The organism is Mycobacterium colombiense CECT 3035 (assembly GCF_002105755.1).
GTDB classification, from domain to species: Bacteria; Actinomycetota; Actinomycetes; order Mycobacteriales; family Mycobacteriaceae; genus Mycobacterium; species Mycobacterium colombiense.
The window spans coordinates 3,802,153-3,816,738 of record NZ_CP020821.1 but is presented as its reverse complement, the minus strand read 5'-3'; the positions used below and the strand labels follow the sequence as shown (position 1 = coordinate 3,816,738).

The window sequence follows — 14,586 nt, the reverse complement described above, 5'->3', positions numbered from 1 at the left end:
TCAGTAGAGCGGGTTGTTATGTGTCGTGCAGACGGCAACCCCATCAACGTTCTGGTCGTAGACGACGAATCGGTCCTGGCGGACATGGTGTCGATGGCACTGCGGTACGAGGGCTGGAACATCTCGACCGCCGGTGACGGGGCGTCGGCGATCGCGACGGCCCGCACGCAGCGCCCTGATGTGGTGGTGCTCGACGTGATGCTGCCCGACATGAGCGGCCTCGACGTCCTGCACAAACTGCGCGAAGAGAATCCGCAACTGCCGGTGCTGCTGCTGACCGCCAAGGACGCCGTGGAGGACCGCATCGCGGGCCTGACGGCGGGCGGCGACGACTATGTCACCAAACCGTTCAGCATCGAAGAGGTCGTGCTGCGGCTGCGCGCATTGTTGCGGCGCACCGGGGTGACGACGGTGGACAGCGGCGCGCAACTGGTGGTCGGCGACCTGGTGCTCGACGAGGACAGCCATGAGGTGACGCGCGCGGGTGAGCCAATCTCGTTGACGTCCACCGAGTTTGAGCTGTTGCGCTTCATGATGCGCAACTCCAAGCGGGTGCTGAGTAAAGCCCAAATCCTGGACCGGGTATGGAGTTACGACTTCGGCGGCCGGTCCAACATCGTCGAGCTCTACATTTCCTACCTGCGCAAGAAGATCGACAACGGCCGAGAACCGATGATCCACACGCTGCGCGGCGCGGGTTATGTCCTCAAGCCGGCCCGCTGACACGCGACGGGTCTGGTCCCTGCGGCTACGGCTGCTGGTCGGACAGATCGTCGTTCTGGCCATTGTCTGCGTGGGCATCACCGCGGCGACCGAACTGGCGCTGCTGCACCACCTGGTGGCGCAGCTCGACGGGCAGCTCGCCGGCACCTCCTACCGCTCGGCGCTCATGTACCCCGAGCCGCCGCACTCGGGCTGGCGGCATCAGCACGTCTATCCGAGGCCGGGCCCCGGCCCGCGATTCCTGGATGCCCCGGGGCAGCCGGCGGGCATGGTGGCGGCGGTGGTCAGTCACGGGAACACGGTGGACGCCGGCTACACGACGAGCAGCGGCGACCGCGCCGAGCTGACCCCGACCGCCCAGCGGCAGTTGTCCGGGATCGCCGGCAGTCGCAAGCCGGTGACCCTGGACCTCGACGGCCTGGGCCGCTACCGGGTGGTCGCGGCCCCGAGCCGCAACGGCGGTGACGTCATCGTCACCGGCCTGTCGATGGCCAACATCGACACCACCCTGATGCGGATGCTGGTCATCTTCGGGATCGTCACCGTCATCGCGCTGGTCGCCGCGACCACGGCCGGTGTGATCATCATCAGGCGGGCGCTGGCGCCGCTGCGCCGCGTCGCGCAGACCGCGAGCGAGGTAGCCGGCCTGCCGTTGGCGCGTGGCGAGGTCGAACTCCCGGTGCGGGTGCGCGAAGCCGACGCGAACCCCTCCACCGAGGTGGGACAGCTCGGCGCGGCCCTCAACCAGATGCTGGACCACATCGCGGCGGCGCTGTCGGCGCGGCAGGCCAGCGAGACCCGGGTTCGCCAATTCGTCGCCGACGCGAGCCACGAGCTGCGCACGCCGCTGGCGGCGATCCGCGGCTACACCGAACTGACACAGCGGATGGGCGACGACCGCGAGGCGGTGGCGCAGGCCATGAGCCGGGTGGCGTCGGAGACCGAGCGGATGACGCGCCTTGTCGAGGACCTGCTGCTGCTGGCCCGGCTGGACTCCGGCCGGCCGCTGGAACGCGAACCGGTGGATCTGTCGCGGTTGGCGGTGGACGCAGTCAGCGACGCTCACGTCGCCGGACCCGATCATCAGTGGGAACTCGACCTGCCCGAAGAGCCGGTGGTCGTCACCGGGGACGCGGCGCGGCTACACCAGGTGCTGGCCAATCTGCTTGCCAACGCCCGCGTTCACACCGGCGCGGGCACGGTCGTGACGACCCGGTTGAGCACCGAGCCGTCGCACACCGTGCTGCAGGTCATCGACAACGGGCCCGGTATCCCGGCGGCGCTGCAGTCCGAGGTTTTCGAACGCTTCGCCCGCGGTGACTCGTCGCGCTCCCGCAAGGGCGGCAGCACTGGGCTGGGCCTGGCGATCGTGTCCGCGGTGGTCAAGGCGCACAACGGGACAATCGCGGTGGACAGCGCGCCCGGCCGGACGGAGTTCACGGTGCGGTTGCCACCCGACGGATGGCAACCGCCCGCGACGAACTCCGAAGGCGCGCAAGGCGCCTGACCTGATTAGCTGTTGCAGGTGACGTTGATTTCGAAGGGCTTGTTGACGGGCTGCATCGGGTTGGCCATGTCCACCCCGGTGGCGGTGCCGCTGATCTTGTAGGTGTTGCCGTCCTTGCTGGCCGACGCGTTGCCCTGGCCGGTGCCGGAGGTGTAGCCGAGGGTCACGCCGTTGACGTTGCCCAGGCCAACCGACTTCACCTGCGGCGGGTTGCCGTCGCTGAGCACGGCGGCGATGCCGGTCGCGGCGCCACCGATCGCGATGTTGACGGTGCCGCCCGCGTTGGTGCACACGACCGAGCCGGTGACGTTCTGGTCTTTGCCGTCGATGGTGACTTTCGTGCCGCCGGACGCGCCGGAGCTTGCGGACGCGCTGGTGCCCGAACTGCTCGAGGAACTGCCTGTGCTCGACTTGTTATTACTCGAACAGCCGGAAATGCCCGCGGCAAGAATGGCCGCACCGGCCACCGCGACGGTCAGTTGACGCTTCACCTGTTCTCCTTTGCCCGATAGTTGCGGTCCTCGGCATTGAGGGCCGTCTGGGCAGTATGCGGGTTAACTGAGCCGCGATCCAGAGCCCGCAGAAATTGTTGCTGTGTTCATTAATTGGACGACAAATTGCCGCCCCAATCGCCTCGGCGGGCGGCGCATCAATGGCATGTTGTGAGAATGGATCACCAGCCGCCCAGCGCCGTCATCGAAGCGGCCCATCGCGAGCACGTACTGCCGTTGGATGATGAGACGGATTTCGCCGACGCCGACCGTGGATTCATTGCCGCGGCGTCGCCGTGTGTGATCACGACGGCCGACGGGCGGGTGGTCTGGGACAACGACGCCTACTCGTTCCTGAGCGGTCCCGCCCCGGCGTCGGTGCACCCCAGCCTCTGGCGACAGTCGACGCTGGCCGCCAAGCAGGGACTGTACGAGGTGGTGCCCGGCATCTATCAGGTCCGCGGCTTCGACATCTCGAATATCACGTTCGTCGAATCCGACACCGGCGTCATCGTCATCGACCCCTTGGTGTCCACCGAGGTCGCCGCGGCGGCACTGGCGCTGTACCGCACCCACCGCGGCGGTGAGCGCCCCGTCGTCGCGGTGATCTACACCCACAGCCACGTCGACCATTTCGGTGGAGTATTGGGCGTCACGTCGCAGCAGGAGGTGGACGCCGGCGCGGTGGCTGTCCTGGCGCCCGAGGGCTTCATCGAGCACGCGGTGTCCGAAAACGTCTATGCCGGACCAGCAATGACGCGACGGGCGACGTACATGTACGGCGCGCTGCTGCCCCGTGGACCGATGGACCAGGTCGGCTGCGGGCTGGGGCAGGCCCCCTCCACCGGTGAGGTCGCCGTCATCGTGCCCACCATCGACATCCGCAGCACGGGAGAAACCCACACCATCGACGGCGTGCAAATCGAATTCCAGATGGCTCCGGGCACCGAGGCGCCCGCCGAAATGCATTTCTACTTCCCGCGTTTTCGCGCCCTGTGCATGGCCGAGAACGCCACGCACAATCTGCACAATCTGCTGACCCTGCGCGGTGCGCTGGTCCGTGACCCGCACGCCTGGTCTGGCTATCTCACCGAAGCGATCGACACGTTTGCCGATCGCGCCGACGTCGTGTTCGCCTCTCACCATTGGCCGACCTGGGGGCAGGACCGCATCGTCGCGTTCCTGTCGCTGCAACGCGACATGTACGCGTACCTGCACGACCAGACGCTGCGCCTGCTCAACCAGGGCTACACCGGCGTCGAGATAGCCGAAATGTTCCAGATGCCACCGGCTCTCGAGCGGGCCTGGCACACCCACGGGTACTACGGTTCGGTGAGCCACAACGTCAAGGCGATCTATCAGCGCTACATGGGTTGGTTCGACGGCAACCCCGGCCGGTTGTGGCCGCATCCGCCCGAGGCCCTGGCGCCCCGGTATGTCGAGGCGATGGGCGGAATCGACCGTGTCGTCGCCCTCGCCAGGGAGGCCTTCGATGCCGGCGACTACCGTTGGGCTGCAACGCTGCTGGACCACGCGGTCTTCACCGACAGCGAGCACGCGGCCGCCCGTGCGCTCTACTCGGACACGCTCGAGCAGCTGGCATACGGCGCCGAAAACGCGACCTGGCGCAACTTCTTCCTCAGCGGCGCAACGGAATTGCGCGACGGAAATTTTGGCACCGCGGGCCAGGTCGCCTCTCCCACCATGATGGCCCAGCTGACACCGGAGCAGGTCTTCGACGGTTTGGCGATCCGGGTCAACGGCCCACGCAGCTGGGACCTGGACATCGCGATCGATATCACCTTCGCCGACACCGCGGCCAGCTACCGGCTCACCCTGCGCAACGGTGTCCTCGTTCGTCGCAAGGTGCCGCCGGATCCCGCGACGGCGACCGTGACGATCAAGCTGGCCACCAAGATCCGGCTCCTGGCCGTGATGATGGGCGATTTCGGCTCGCCCGGCCTGGAGCTCATCGGTGATCAGAGCGCGCTGCAGGCCCTGCTGGGCGTGCTCGACGGGCCGGACCCGAACTTCAACATCGTCACGCCGTGACACCGCGTCACGCGACGTCGATCACCACCTTGCCCAGCACCTTGCGGTCGGCCACATGCCGTAACGCCGCCGCGGTCTCCGCGAGCGGGAAGCGCGCGCCGATGTATGGCCGCACCGTGCCGGCGGCGAACATCTGCGCCAGCTCCTTGAGGTCGCGCGCGGCGTCATCGGGTCGGTCGGTCATGAACGTGCGGATCTCCATGCCGCGCACACAGATGTCTTTGAGCAGAACGAGGTTCAGCGGAATCGCCGGGATGGTGCCGGCCGCATAGCCCAGCGTGACGAAGGTGCCGCCGCGGGCGAGTCCGCGCAGCGCGGGCTCCGAGTACGGTCCGCCCACCGGGTCCAGCACCACGCGCGCGCTGTCGCCGGTGAGCTCACGGATCCGCGTCTTCAGGTTCTCGCGGTCGTAGTCCACGGTGGCCTCCGCGCCGCGCCGGCGGCACAGCTCGAGCTTCTCCGGGCTCGACGCGGCCGCCAGCACCCGGGCCCCCATCGCGGTCGCAAGGTCCACCGCGGCCAGCCCCACGCCGCCCGCGGCGCCGAGCACCACCACCCAATCACCTTGTGTGACACCGGCCGTCGAGCGCAGTGCGTGATAGGCGGTACGGTAGGTGACACCGAAGGCCGCGGCCGAGGCGAAGTCGGCATCGTCGGGCACGAGCTCGGCCTGGCTCGCGTCGAGCAGCGCCTGTTCGGCGAACGCCCCGAATGTGGTTCCGGAAACCCGTTGTCCGGGGCGGAACGGCGCGCCGTCACCGGCCGCGATGACCTCGCCGGCGATCTCGTTGCCGGGGATGAACGGCGGCGGGATCTTGACCTGATACTTGCCGGCGATGAACAGGACGTCGGGGAAATTGACCGCCGCCGCGCGGACCCGCACCAGCAGCTGGCCCGGCGCCGCAACGGGATCGGGCACGTCGTCGATCACCAGGTTCTCGGGAGCGCCGTAGGAACGACAGATCACCGCGCGCATCAACCGGCCTCCAGACCACGTAGACAGAACCGCACCACGTGTGCGATGTCGTCGGGGCCGGGTTGCTCCGCCGAGCCCACATAGCGGCGCATGGTTGCGGCGGTGCAGCTGAACACCGCCTGGACATCGCGATCGACGTCGCTACTGCCCAGCGCCGCAACGGGTTCGACGAGCAGCTCGCGAAGCGGCCGCATCATCTCCTGGTCGGCCGCGCGCCAGCTGGTGCCGGCCGACATCTGGCCGGCCGCCGCGCGGGTCATGCTGATCAGGTGCGGGTCGGCCACCTGGGCCAGGGTGCCCTCGATCCAGCGCGCGACCTTGTCGCGCGGCTGGGATTCCTTGGCCATCTGATGCTGGAGGTAGGACACCACGATGGCCACCCCGCGTTCCATGACGGCCAGGATCAGATCGTCCTTGCCGGCGAAGTAGCGGTAGAACGCCTTGTTCGACGACCCCGCCTCGGCGACGATGTCGCTGACCCGCGGCGGTTCGGGTGCGACGCGTTCCATGACGCGCACGGCGGCGGCCAGGATGCGTTCCACCTCCTCGGTGGCCTCGCGCTGGCGGTCGTCCAGTGCCCGCTCGACCGCGGCGGTCACCCGGTCAGAGGTCAACGAGCTCACCGTATTTGGCCCGTGCGGCGGCGCGCCGCACGTCGAGCATCTCGCTGGGCCAGTCGCCCTCCTCGGCCTCGTACCCCTTCAGCAGCATCCGGGCCAGGTTGACCTTGTGCGCCTCGGTCGGCCCGTCGGCCAGCCCTAGCGCGATGCCGCCCAGCAGGACGTTGACCAGTGGCAGCTGGTCGGTGAGCCCCAGCGCGCCGTGCACCTGGATGGCCCGCAGGGCAATCGATTTGAGCACCTGCGAGGCCAGGATCTTGCAGGCGGCGATCTCGGCGCGCGCGGCGCGCTCGTCACCCTGGTCGATCAGCCACGCGGCGTGCAGTACGGTCAGCCGGAACGGGATCAGCTCGGTGTACGAGTCGGCGACGAATTCCTGGACCAGTTGCTTGTCGGCCAGCAGACTGCCCTGGGTGAAGCGGCTTTTCGCTCGGCGGGACATGATCTCGACGGCGCGTTGCGCCATCCCGATGGAGCGCATCGCGTGATGCAGCCGCCCGCCGGCCAGCCGGGTCTGCAGTATCAAGAACCCTTGGCCGGGCTCGCCGAGCAGCGCGTCGGCGGGCACCCGCACGTCGTTGTAATGCACCAGCGAATGGCCGGGCTCGTGCGGGTCAGCCCCGACCAGGTGGTGATTGGCTTCCAGGACCAGCCCCTCGGTACCGGCGGGGATCAGGAACGTCGACGCGCCGGTGTGCACGGGTACGTCGGGATCGGTGATCGCGACGACGATGAAGAATGAGGCGACGGAGGCGTTGGAGGAGAAGTATTTTCGCCCGGTGATCACCCAGTCATCACCGTCGCGCACGGCACGCGTGGTGAAGACGCGCGGATCCGCGCCGCCCTGCGGCTCCGTCATTGAGAAGCACGAGAAGATCTCCCCGGACAGCAGGCCGGCCAGGTAGCGGTCCTTCTGTTCCTGGGTTCCGAAGCGGGCGATGATCTCGGCGTTGCCGGTGTCGGGCGCCTGGGTGCCGAACACGATCGGCGCCCACGGGCTGCGGCCCAGGATCTCGTTGATGAGCGTCAGCTTGACCGCACCGAATCCCTGCCCGCCCAGTTCCGGTCCCAAATGCGGTGCCCACAAACCCTTGTCGCGCACCTGCTGCTTGAGCGGGTCGACGATGCGGCGCCGCGCGTCGTTCAGCGGCAGGAACTCGCAGCCCGGAAACAGCACCTCGAGCGGTTCCACCTCGTCGCGGACGAAGCCGCGGATCCAGTCGAGCTTCTCCTCGAACTCCGGCTCGGTAGAAAAGTCCCAGGACATTCGAACACTCCTTTCATTGGTGGCGACCCGCCGCGCGTGCGATCGCCACGTCAGGGGATGCCGCCGTCGGCCCGCAGGATCGAGCCGGTGGTGAAGCTGGAGGCGTCGGAGGCCAGGAACAGTGCCGCGCCGACGATTTCGCGAGGGTCGCCCGCACGCTGCAACGAAAGGTGCTTGAACGGATTCTGTTCGGCCGCATCGAGATTCCAGGCCTTGCTCACGTCGGTGAGAAACGGCCCGGCCATCAGCGTGTTGACCCGCACCGCGGGACCGAAGGCCTTGGCCAGCGCCTCGGTCATGGCGTTGAGACCGGCCTTGGACGCCGCGTAGGGGATGATGTCGGGCGTCGGCCGCAGCGAGCCGGCCGTACTCACATTGATGATCGAGCCCCGGCCCGCGGCCACCATGCGCTCACCGACCAACGCCGACAACCGGAAGGGGCCCTTCAGGTTGAGGTTGACCACGGCGTCGAACAGCTTCTCGGTCACATCGGTCAGCTTGTCGTACAGCGGCGACATGCCCGCGTTGTTGATCAGCGTGTCGACCTTGCCGAACCGTTGGTAGCTCGCCTCGACCAGGCCGTCGAGCTGATCCCAGCGCCCGACGTGGACCTGATACGGCAGCGCCGACCGGCCGGTCTTGGCCTCGATCTCCTTGGCGGTGGATACGCAGTTGTCCATGTTGCGGCTCGCGATCACCACGTCGGCCCCGCAGCGGGCCGCGCCGAACGCCATCTCGCGCCCCAGGCCGCGACTGCCTCCGGTGATCAGGACGACGCGGTCGGTGAGATCGAAAAGCTGGTCGGCATAACCCATTTCAGGATCCCTTGATAGATCGGGCGAGGTCGGCGGCGGTGGCGATGAGCTGGAGAATCATCGGGCCGAACGCGTCGGTGATCTTGGGGTCGACCCCGCCCTTCTGGGCGCCGTTCCGCAGCCCGGCCGCATACGTCTTCTCCAGCACGATGCCCAGCTTCCAGTTGGCCAGCACCAGGTAGTAATCGATGTTCTCGGTGGACAATCCGCTGACGGATTCGTAGTGCTCCAACAGCTCGCTGCGCGTCGGCATGCCGCGCATGTCGAGATAAAACCCGTCCTCACGCGGCTTTTCGCCGTCGTAGCCGAGCAGGCACCACGCCAGGTCGAGCAGCGGATCGCCGACCGTGGTCATCTCCCAGTCCACGATCGCGGCCAGGCGCGCGGGGGCGCCGTGCGCGAACATCACATTGGCGAACTGATAGTCGCCGTGCATGATGCCCGCCCGGTACCGCGCCGGACGGTTGCGGCGCAGCCAGTCGGAAGCCTCGTCCAGACCCGGCAACTCGCGCACCTTGTACGCGTCCAGGAACGCCAGCCAACGATCGACCTGGCGCTCGTGGAATCCGTCCGGTCGGCCGAAACCTTCGAGACCCTGCTTGCGCCAATCCACTCGGCCCAGCCTGGCCGCGCCGTCGACCAACTGGAAGGCGAGGCCGCGCCGGGCCTCGAGGTCGGTGTCGAACGGCGCTTGCCACCCGCCGTCCATCGGGCTCCACCCGTCGATCGCCGCCATGACGTAGAACGGCATCCCGAGCACGGCGCCGGTCTCGTCGGCCGCGATCAGTGCCGCGTGCGGGACGTCGGTGCCGGACAGCGCGCGCACCAGCCGGATCTCCCGCAGCAGCCCGTCGATGCGCGCGGCGTCGGCGCGCGGGCCGGGCATCCGCAGCACCAGCCGCCGGCCACCGCGCTCGATCAGGTAAAGGGTGTTCTGCGAACCGCCCTTGAGCTGGGTCAGCCGCACCGGTTCGCCATCGCCCGGCGCGTCGTTCGCGTCCAGCCAGCGAGCGAGGACGCCCGCGTCGAGTCCCGATTCAGCAGTCACTGGCCAACCCTCTCTGCACTCCCCGATCTCCACGCGGAGAATAGCATTCTCCGTGGTAGTCGCGGCAACTGCGGCCGTCACTCCGGTTTGTGCGCGCTCAGCAGGAACCCGGGCGCCATGAAATGGCCCTCGTCGTCGTGCTCCAGGTGTGCCAGTGGGCCGTCGGGCGACCCCGCCGCGTCGTCCGTGCCGTACACCTTGGCCTGGCGAACGTCGTCGACCTGCCACAGCGCCGCGACGGCGTCGTGCAGTTCGGTTTGGGTGAAGCCGGGCGGGCCCGGCCGATCGGAATGGGCGTCGTCCAGGGCGCCGGCGGCGAAGGCGAGGATGTACAGCGCGGCGCCCGGCGCGGCGGCCCGAAAAATCGACCACAGGTAGGCCTGGCGGCGATCGGGCGGCAGCGCGTGAAATAGCCCGCTGTCCAAAATCGTGCCGAAGCGACCGTCATAGCCGCCGAAGTCGGTGACGTCGGCCTGGGCGAACGACGCCGTCGTCAGCCCTCGCCCGGCAGCGGCGGCCCTGGCGGCCTCAATCGCGGTCGCGCTGGCGTCCAGGCCGACGACGGTGTAGCCGAGCGCGGCGAGGGTCAGCGACAAAGCGGCGTGGCCGCACCCGGAATCCAGTACCTCGCCGCGGATCTTGCCCTGGTCGATGAGCAGCGCCAGCTCCGGCTGGGGCCGGCCGATGCTCCAGGGAGGCGGGTCGGCTTGCCGGTAGGCGGCGTCCCAATCCCGGTCCGGCTCGGTCATTGGTGCCTCCTCGAGATCGGCGTCACCGACGCGATGAGAAACTGGCGCTGCCAACCATCGAACGACGGGAAGAAATATGCAAGTGCTTCTGGTCCGGCACGCGCTGCCGCTGCGCAGCGAACACGGACAAGGGTCCGATCCGGACCTGTCGGAGGAAGGGTTGGCCCAGATCGAGCGACTCCCCAAGGCGCTCGCCAGGTTTCCCATCGCGCGGGTGGTGAGCAGCCCGCAGCGCCGGGCCATCCAGACCGCCGAACCGGTGGCGGCGAATCGCGGCTTGACCGTCGAGATCGACGATCGCTTCGCCGAGTACGACCGCGACCTCCCGGTGTATATCCCCGTCGAGCAGATCCGCGCGGAGATGCCCGAGGAGTGGGCGCGCCTGGCTCAGGGACACCTGCCCAGCGCGGTCGACGAGGACGCTTTTCGTGCCCGGGTGCGCGCCGCGGTCGACGACCTGGTGGCCACCGGCGACCCGGACGACACCGTCGCGGTGTTCAGCCATGGCGGGGTCATCAACGTCCTCCTGCACGAAATCCTCGGCACCGCCCGGCTGCTGTCCTTTCCGGTCGACTACGCGTCGGTCACTCGGCTGTTGTTCTCCCGGTCCGGGCAGGCGACGGTGGCGGCGGTCAACACCACCGAACACGTCTGGGACCTGTTGCCGCGAAACCAAAGGCTGCTCGACGACGACGCGAGCCGTGGCGACGCCGGAACGGACCGGTAAATCGCAGGTGGTGCGCCGCGTCGGGCCCGGCGATGGTAGACAAGTTCGGTGACTTCAGCTGACCAACTCGAGGGCCTCGACCTGGCCTCGCTGGACTCCTACCTGCGTTCGCTCGGGATCGGGCGCGACGGCGAGTTACGCGCGGACTTCATTTCCGGTGGTCGCTCGAATCTGACGTTCCGTGTGTACGACGACAGCACCAGTTGGCTCGTCCGCCGGCCGCCGCTGCACGGGTTGACCCCGTCGGCGCACGACATGGCCCGCGAGTACCGCGTCGTCGCGGCGCTGCAGGACACACCCGTCCCCGTCGCGCGCACGATCGGGTTGTGCGAAGACGATTCGGTGCTGGGCGCCCCCTTCCAGATCGTCGAATTCGTCGCCGGGCAGGTGGTGCGCCGGCGCGCCCAACTCGAGTCGTTCAGCCACACGGTGATCGGCGGCTGCGTCGACTCGTTGATCCGGGTGCTCGTCGATCTGCACAACGTCGATCCCAACGCCGTCGGCCTGGCCGATTTCGGCAAGCCCAGTGGCTATCTGGAGCGCCAGGTGCGGCGCTGGGGCTCGCAGTGGGCGCTGGTGCGGTTGCCCGAGGATCGGCGCGACGCCGACGTGGAACGGCTGCATTCCGGTCTGGGCGAGGCGATTCCACAGCAGAGCCGCACGTCGATCGTGCACGGCGACTACCGGATCGACAACACGATCCTGGACATCGACGACCCGACCAAGGTTCGTGCGGTCGTCGACTGGGAGCTGTCCACGCTGGGCGATCCGCTGTCCGACGCGGCCCTGATGTGCGTGTACCGCGACCCCGCCCTGGACTTGATCGTCAACGCGCAGGCCGCCTGGACGTCACCGTTGTTGCCGACGGCCGACGAACTGGCCGACCGCTATTCGCTGGTGGCCGGCATCCCGCTGGCGCATTGGGAGTTCTACATGGCGCTGGCCTACTTCAAGCTCGCCATCATCGCCGCGGGCATCGACTTCCGCCGGCGGATGTCGGATCAGGCCCGCGGCACGGGCGACGCGTCCGAGCACACACCCGAGGTGGTGGCGCCGCTGATCTCCCGGGGGCTGGCCGAACTCGCGAAGCTGCCCGGCTAGCGCGAGGCGGCCGCGTGCTGCCGCTTTGCCGCGCGGCGCAGCTGCAAGATCCGCGCGGTGCCGACCGCCACCGTGATCAGCCCCCCGACCACGGCCGCCAGCAAGATCGCAACTCCCTTGGGCTGGCTCCAGTGCCAGCCCAGGAACTGAAAGTCTGCTGGTGTCGTGTTCTGGGTGATGAAAATCAGCAACAGGATCAGGATCACGAAGCCGGCGATCAGCGACGACCAGAGAGCGCCGGCGCGGGTGAATCCGATGGCCGGTTCCTTGGCGGGCTTGCCGGTCTTGGCGGCGGGGTCGGGCTTGGGGGGCGGCTGCCCGGGCGAGGCAGGGGTGTGGCTGCTCATACTGCCATCTTTGCCCTATCGGACGCCGATTGAAACCGATTCGGAGAACCGAACCTCGCGGGCCAGCATCCGCGCGTTTCGGGCGTTAGGGTCGGCGGTATGACGGCACTGCCGCACGTGCGGGGCGCGATCGTGCGCGCGGCAGTACTGGTGGCGGCGGTGTCCGTCGTTGCGGCGTGCAGCAATTCCGATCCGCTGGGGGCTCAGGTTCGAAGCCCCAACTCCATCGTCATCGGCTCGGGGGACTTTCCGGAATCGCAAATCATCGCCGAAATCTATGCACAAGCCCTGCAGGCCAACGGTTTCGAGGTGGGTAAGCGGATGGGCATCGGGAGCCGGGAGACGTATATTCCTGCGCTCAAAGACCATTCCATCGATCTGGTGCCGGAGTACATCGGCAACCTGCTGCTCTACATCTCGCCGCAGTCCGACGCCACCACGCTGGATGCCGTCGAGCGGGAGTTGGACCAGCGGCTGCCCGGTGACCTGTCGATTCTGACGCCCGCCCCGGCCACCGACACCGATACGGTCAGCGTGACCGGCCAAACGGCGAATTCCTGGAACCTGAAGACAATCGCCGACCTGGCCGTCCATTCCGCGGCGGTGCGATTCGGGGCGCCTTCGGCGTTCGCGACGCGGCCGGCCGGTCTGCCGGGGCTGCGGCAGAAGTACGGACTCGAGATCAAGCCGGGTAACTTCGTCGCCATCGACGACGGCGGGGGCGCGGTCACGGTGCGCGCCTTGCTCGAGGGCAGGGTGAACGCCGCCAACGTCTTCACCACATCGCCGGCCATCCCGCAGAACCACCTAGTGCCCCTCGATGATCCCGAACATAACTTTGTGGCGGGAAACATTGTGCCGCTACTCAATTCGCAGAAGAGATCTCCACGGCTCAAAGCGGTACTGGATGCGGTCTCGGCGAAGCTGACCACGCCCGGCGTCGCGGGGCTCAACGCCGCGGTGTCGGGGAACTCGGGCATAGATCCGGACGAGGCGGCACGAAACTGGGTACGGGACAACGGCTTCGACCACCCGATCGGAGGATGACTTGATCCTCTTCGACAACGTCAGCAAGGCCTTCGCCGACGGAACCACCGCCGTGAACCAGCTCAGCCTGAGCATCCCCGACGGCAAGCTGACCGTGTTCGTCGGGTCCTCCGGCAGCGGCAAGACCACGGCACTGCGCATGATCAACCGGATGATCGAGCCCACCTCCGGCGCCATCACGATCGACGGTGTCGACGTCTCCACCCGCGACCCGGTAAAGCTGCGCCTCGGCATCGGATACGTCATCCAGCACGCCGGCCTGATGCCCCACCAACGCGTAATCGACAACGTGGCAACAGTTCCTGTCTTACGGGGCCAGCCTCGGCGGGCCGCCCGCAAAGCGGCCTACCAGGTGCTCGAACGGGTCGGGCTGGACGCCAAGCTCGCGACCCGCTATCCCGCCCAGCTCTCCGGCGGTGAACAACAACGGGTGGGTGTGGCCCGCGCGCTGGCCGCCGACCCGCCGATCCTGTTGATGGATGAGCCCTTCTCCGCCGTCGACCCGGTGGTGCGCCACGATCTGCAAAACGAAATACTGCGCCTGCAAGGCGAATTGCACAAAACGATCGTCTTCGTCACCCATGACATCGACGAGGCGCTGCGGCTCGGGGAACGGGTCGCGGTGTTCAAGGGCGGTTCGCTGCAGCAGTACGACCAGCCCGCGAGGCTGCTGTCACGGCCGGCCAACGACTTCGTGTCGCGGTTCATCGGCCTGGGCCGCGGCTACCGATGGCTGCAACTCCTCGACGCGGCCGGGCTGCCGCTGCACGACGTGGAGCGGGTCGCGGCCGAAAAGATCTCGCAGGCAGAGCTTTCCGAAGGCTGGGCGGTGGTTGTCGACGACGCCGGAGTTCCGCTCGGCTGGATCGACGGCGACGGGCTGCGGCGCCACCGCGGCGGTGTGTCGTTGCCCGACAGCATGAGCGGGGTCGGATCGCTGTTTCGGCCGCACGGCAATCTGAGCCAGGCGCTGGACGCGGCGCTGTCCTCGCCGTCGGGCATCGGCGTCGCCGTCGACGACGGCGGCAGGGTGATCGGCGGTGTGCTCGCCGCCGACGTGCTGGCCGCGGTCCAGGCCCGGCGGCTGGGTTCGCCGGCACCCGGGGGGACCTAGAC

At 68.1% G+C, this 14,586-nt stretch carries 15 protein-coding genes; 7 read left to right on the top strand and 8 right to left on the bottom strand.

What is annotated here, in order from left to right:
* The first annotated feature begins 18 nt into the window (after nt 1-18).
* Together B9D87_RS17900 and B9D87_RS17895 are read left to right on the top strand one after the other, a co-directional pair.
* Nucleotides 19-723, top strand: coding sequence for a response regulator transcription factor (locus tag B9D87_RS17900; protein ID WP_007771977.1), 705 nt, complete (start codon nt 19-21; stop codon nt 721-723).
* Nucleotides 701-2,230 carry a sensor histidine kinase gene (locus B9D87_RS17895; RefSeq protein ID WP_007771978.1) on the top strand — a complete coding sequence of 510 codons (1,530 nt, stop codon included), beginning with the start codon at nt 701-703 and terminating at the stop codon, nt 2,228-2,230. The genes B9D87_RS17900 and B9D87_RS17895 overlap by 23 nt, the downstream gene beginning before the upstream one ends.
* 5 nt (nt 2,231-2,235) lie before the next feature.
* On the opposite strand, the gene B9D87_RS17890 is transcribed toward B9D87_RS17895, so the two are convergent.
* Complete coding sequence (locus B9D87_RS17890; protein ID WP_007771979.1) at nt 2,236-2,721, bottom strand: lipoprotein LpqH; 486 nt, start codon at nt 2,719-2,721, stop codon at nt 2,236-2,238.
* 171 nt (nt 2,722-2,892) lie between these two features.
* Here B9D87_RS17890 and B9D87_RS17885 point away from each other — a divergent pair, with 171 nt between their 5' ends.
* On the top strand, nt 2,893-4,773 hold the full coding sequence (locus B9D87_RS17885; RefSeq protein WP_167540317.1) for an alkyl/aryl-sulfatase: 1,881 nt from the start codon (nt 2,893-2,895) through the stop codon (nt 4,771-4,773).
* Between the two features lie 7 nt (nt 4,774-4,780).
* Here the strand turns inward: B9D87_RS17885 and B9D87_RS17880 are convergent, their stop codons facing one another.
* The 6 genes from B9D87_RS17880 to B9D87_RS17855 form a co-directional block, all read right to left on the bottom strand.
* Nucleotides 4,781-5,749 (bottom strand): NADPH:quinone oxidoreductase family protein, encoded by a 969-nt coding sequence (locus tag B9D87_RS17880; protein ID WP_007771981.1) that lies wholly within the window; start codon nt 5,747-5,749, stop codon nt 4,781-4,783.
* Entirely contained in the window at nt 5,749-6,372 is a 624-nt protein-coding gene (locus tag B9D87_RS17875) for a TetR/AcrR family transcriptional regulator (protein WP_040630584.1), read from the bottom strand. The genes B9D87_RS17880 and B9D87_RS17875 overlap by 1 nt, the downstream gene beginning before the upstream one ends.
* Entirely contained in the window at nt 6,353-7,636 is a 1,284-nt protein-coding gene (locus tag B9D87_RS17870) for an acyl-CoA dehydrogenase family protein (RefSeq protein WP_007771984.1), read from the bottom strand. The genes B9D87_RS17875 and B9D87_RS17870 overlap by 20 nt, the downstream gene beginning before the upstream one ends.
* 50 nt (nt 7,637-7,686) lie before the next feature.
* Nucleotides 7,687-8,451, bottom strand: coding sequence for an SDR family NAD(P)-dependent oxidoreductase (locus B9D87_RS17865; protein ID WP_007771986.1), 765 nt, complete (start codon nt 8,449-8,451; stop codon nt 7,687-7,689).
* A gap of 1 nt (nt 8,452) precedes the next feature.
* Nucleotides 8,453-9,499, bottom strand: a complete 1,047-nt coding sequence (locus B9D87_RS17860; protein WP_007771988.1) for a phosphotransferase family protein — start codon at nt 9,497-9,499, stop codon at nt 8,453-8,455.
* A 77-nt stretch (nt 9,500-9,576) separates the two neighbouring features.
* The gene (locus B9D87_RS17855) at nt 9,577-10,248 is read right to left on the bottom strand and encodes a class I SAM-dependent methyltransferase (RefSeq protein WP_007771989.1); all 672 of its coding nucleotides are present in this window, start codon (nt 10,246-10,248) and stop codon (nt 9,577-9,579) included.
* A gap of 76 nt (nt 10,249-10,324) precedes the next feature.
* On the opposite strand from B9D87_RS17855, the gene B9D87_RS17850 reads away from it, so the two are divergent.
* Together B9D87_RS17850 and B9D87_RS17845 are read left to right on the top strand one after the other, a co-directional pair.
* The gene (locus B9D87_RS17850) at nt 10,325-10,975 is read left to right on the top strand and encodes a histidine phosphatase family protein (protein ID WP_007771991.1); all 651 of its coding nucleotides are present in this window, start codon (nt 10,325-10,327) and stop codon (nt 10,973-10,975) included.
* A gap of 48 nt (nt 10,976-11,023) precedes the next feature.
* Nucleotides 11,024-12,076 carry a phosphotransferase family protein gene (locus tag B9D87_RS17845; RefSeq protein WP_007771993.1) on the top strand — a complete coding sequence of 351 codons (1,053 nt, stop codon included), beginning with the start codon at nt 11,024-11,026 and terminating at the stop codon, nt 12,074-12,076.
* On the opposite strand, the gene B9D87_RS17840 is transcribed toward B9D87_RS17845, so the two are convergent.
* On the bottom strand, nt 12,073-12,423 hold the full coding sequence (locus B9D87_RS17840) for a LapA family protein (RefSeq protein WP_007771994.1): 351 nt from the start codon (nt 12,421-12,423) through the stop codon (nt 12,073-12,075). The two genes, B9D87_RS17845 and B9D87_RS17840, sit on opposite strands and share 4 nt — an antisense overlap.
* Nucleotides 12,424-12,522: 99 nt before the next feature.
* Between B9D87_RS17840 and B9D87_RS17835 the strand changes: the two genes are divergently transcribed.
* Both B9D87_RS17835 and B9D87_RS17830 read left to right on the top strand, forming a co-directional pair.
* Nucleotides 12,523-13,470, top strand: coding sequence for an ABC transporter substrate-binding protein (locus tag B9D87_RS17835; protein WP_007771995.1), 948 nt, complete (start codon nt 12,523-12,525; stop codon nt 13,468-13,470).
* A gap of 1 nt (nt 13,471) precedes the next feature.
* A complete protein-coding gene (locus tag B9D87_RS17830; RefSeq protein ID WP_007771996.1) occupies nt 13,472-14,584 on the top strand; it encodes an ABC transporter ATP-binding protein in 1,113 nt (370 codons plus the stop codon).
* Nucleotides 14,585-14,586: the final 2 nt, after the last annotated feature.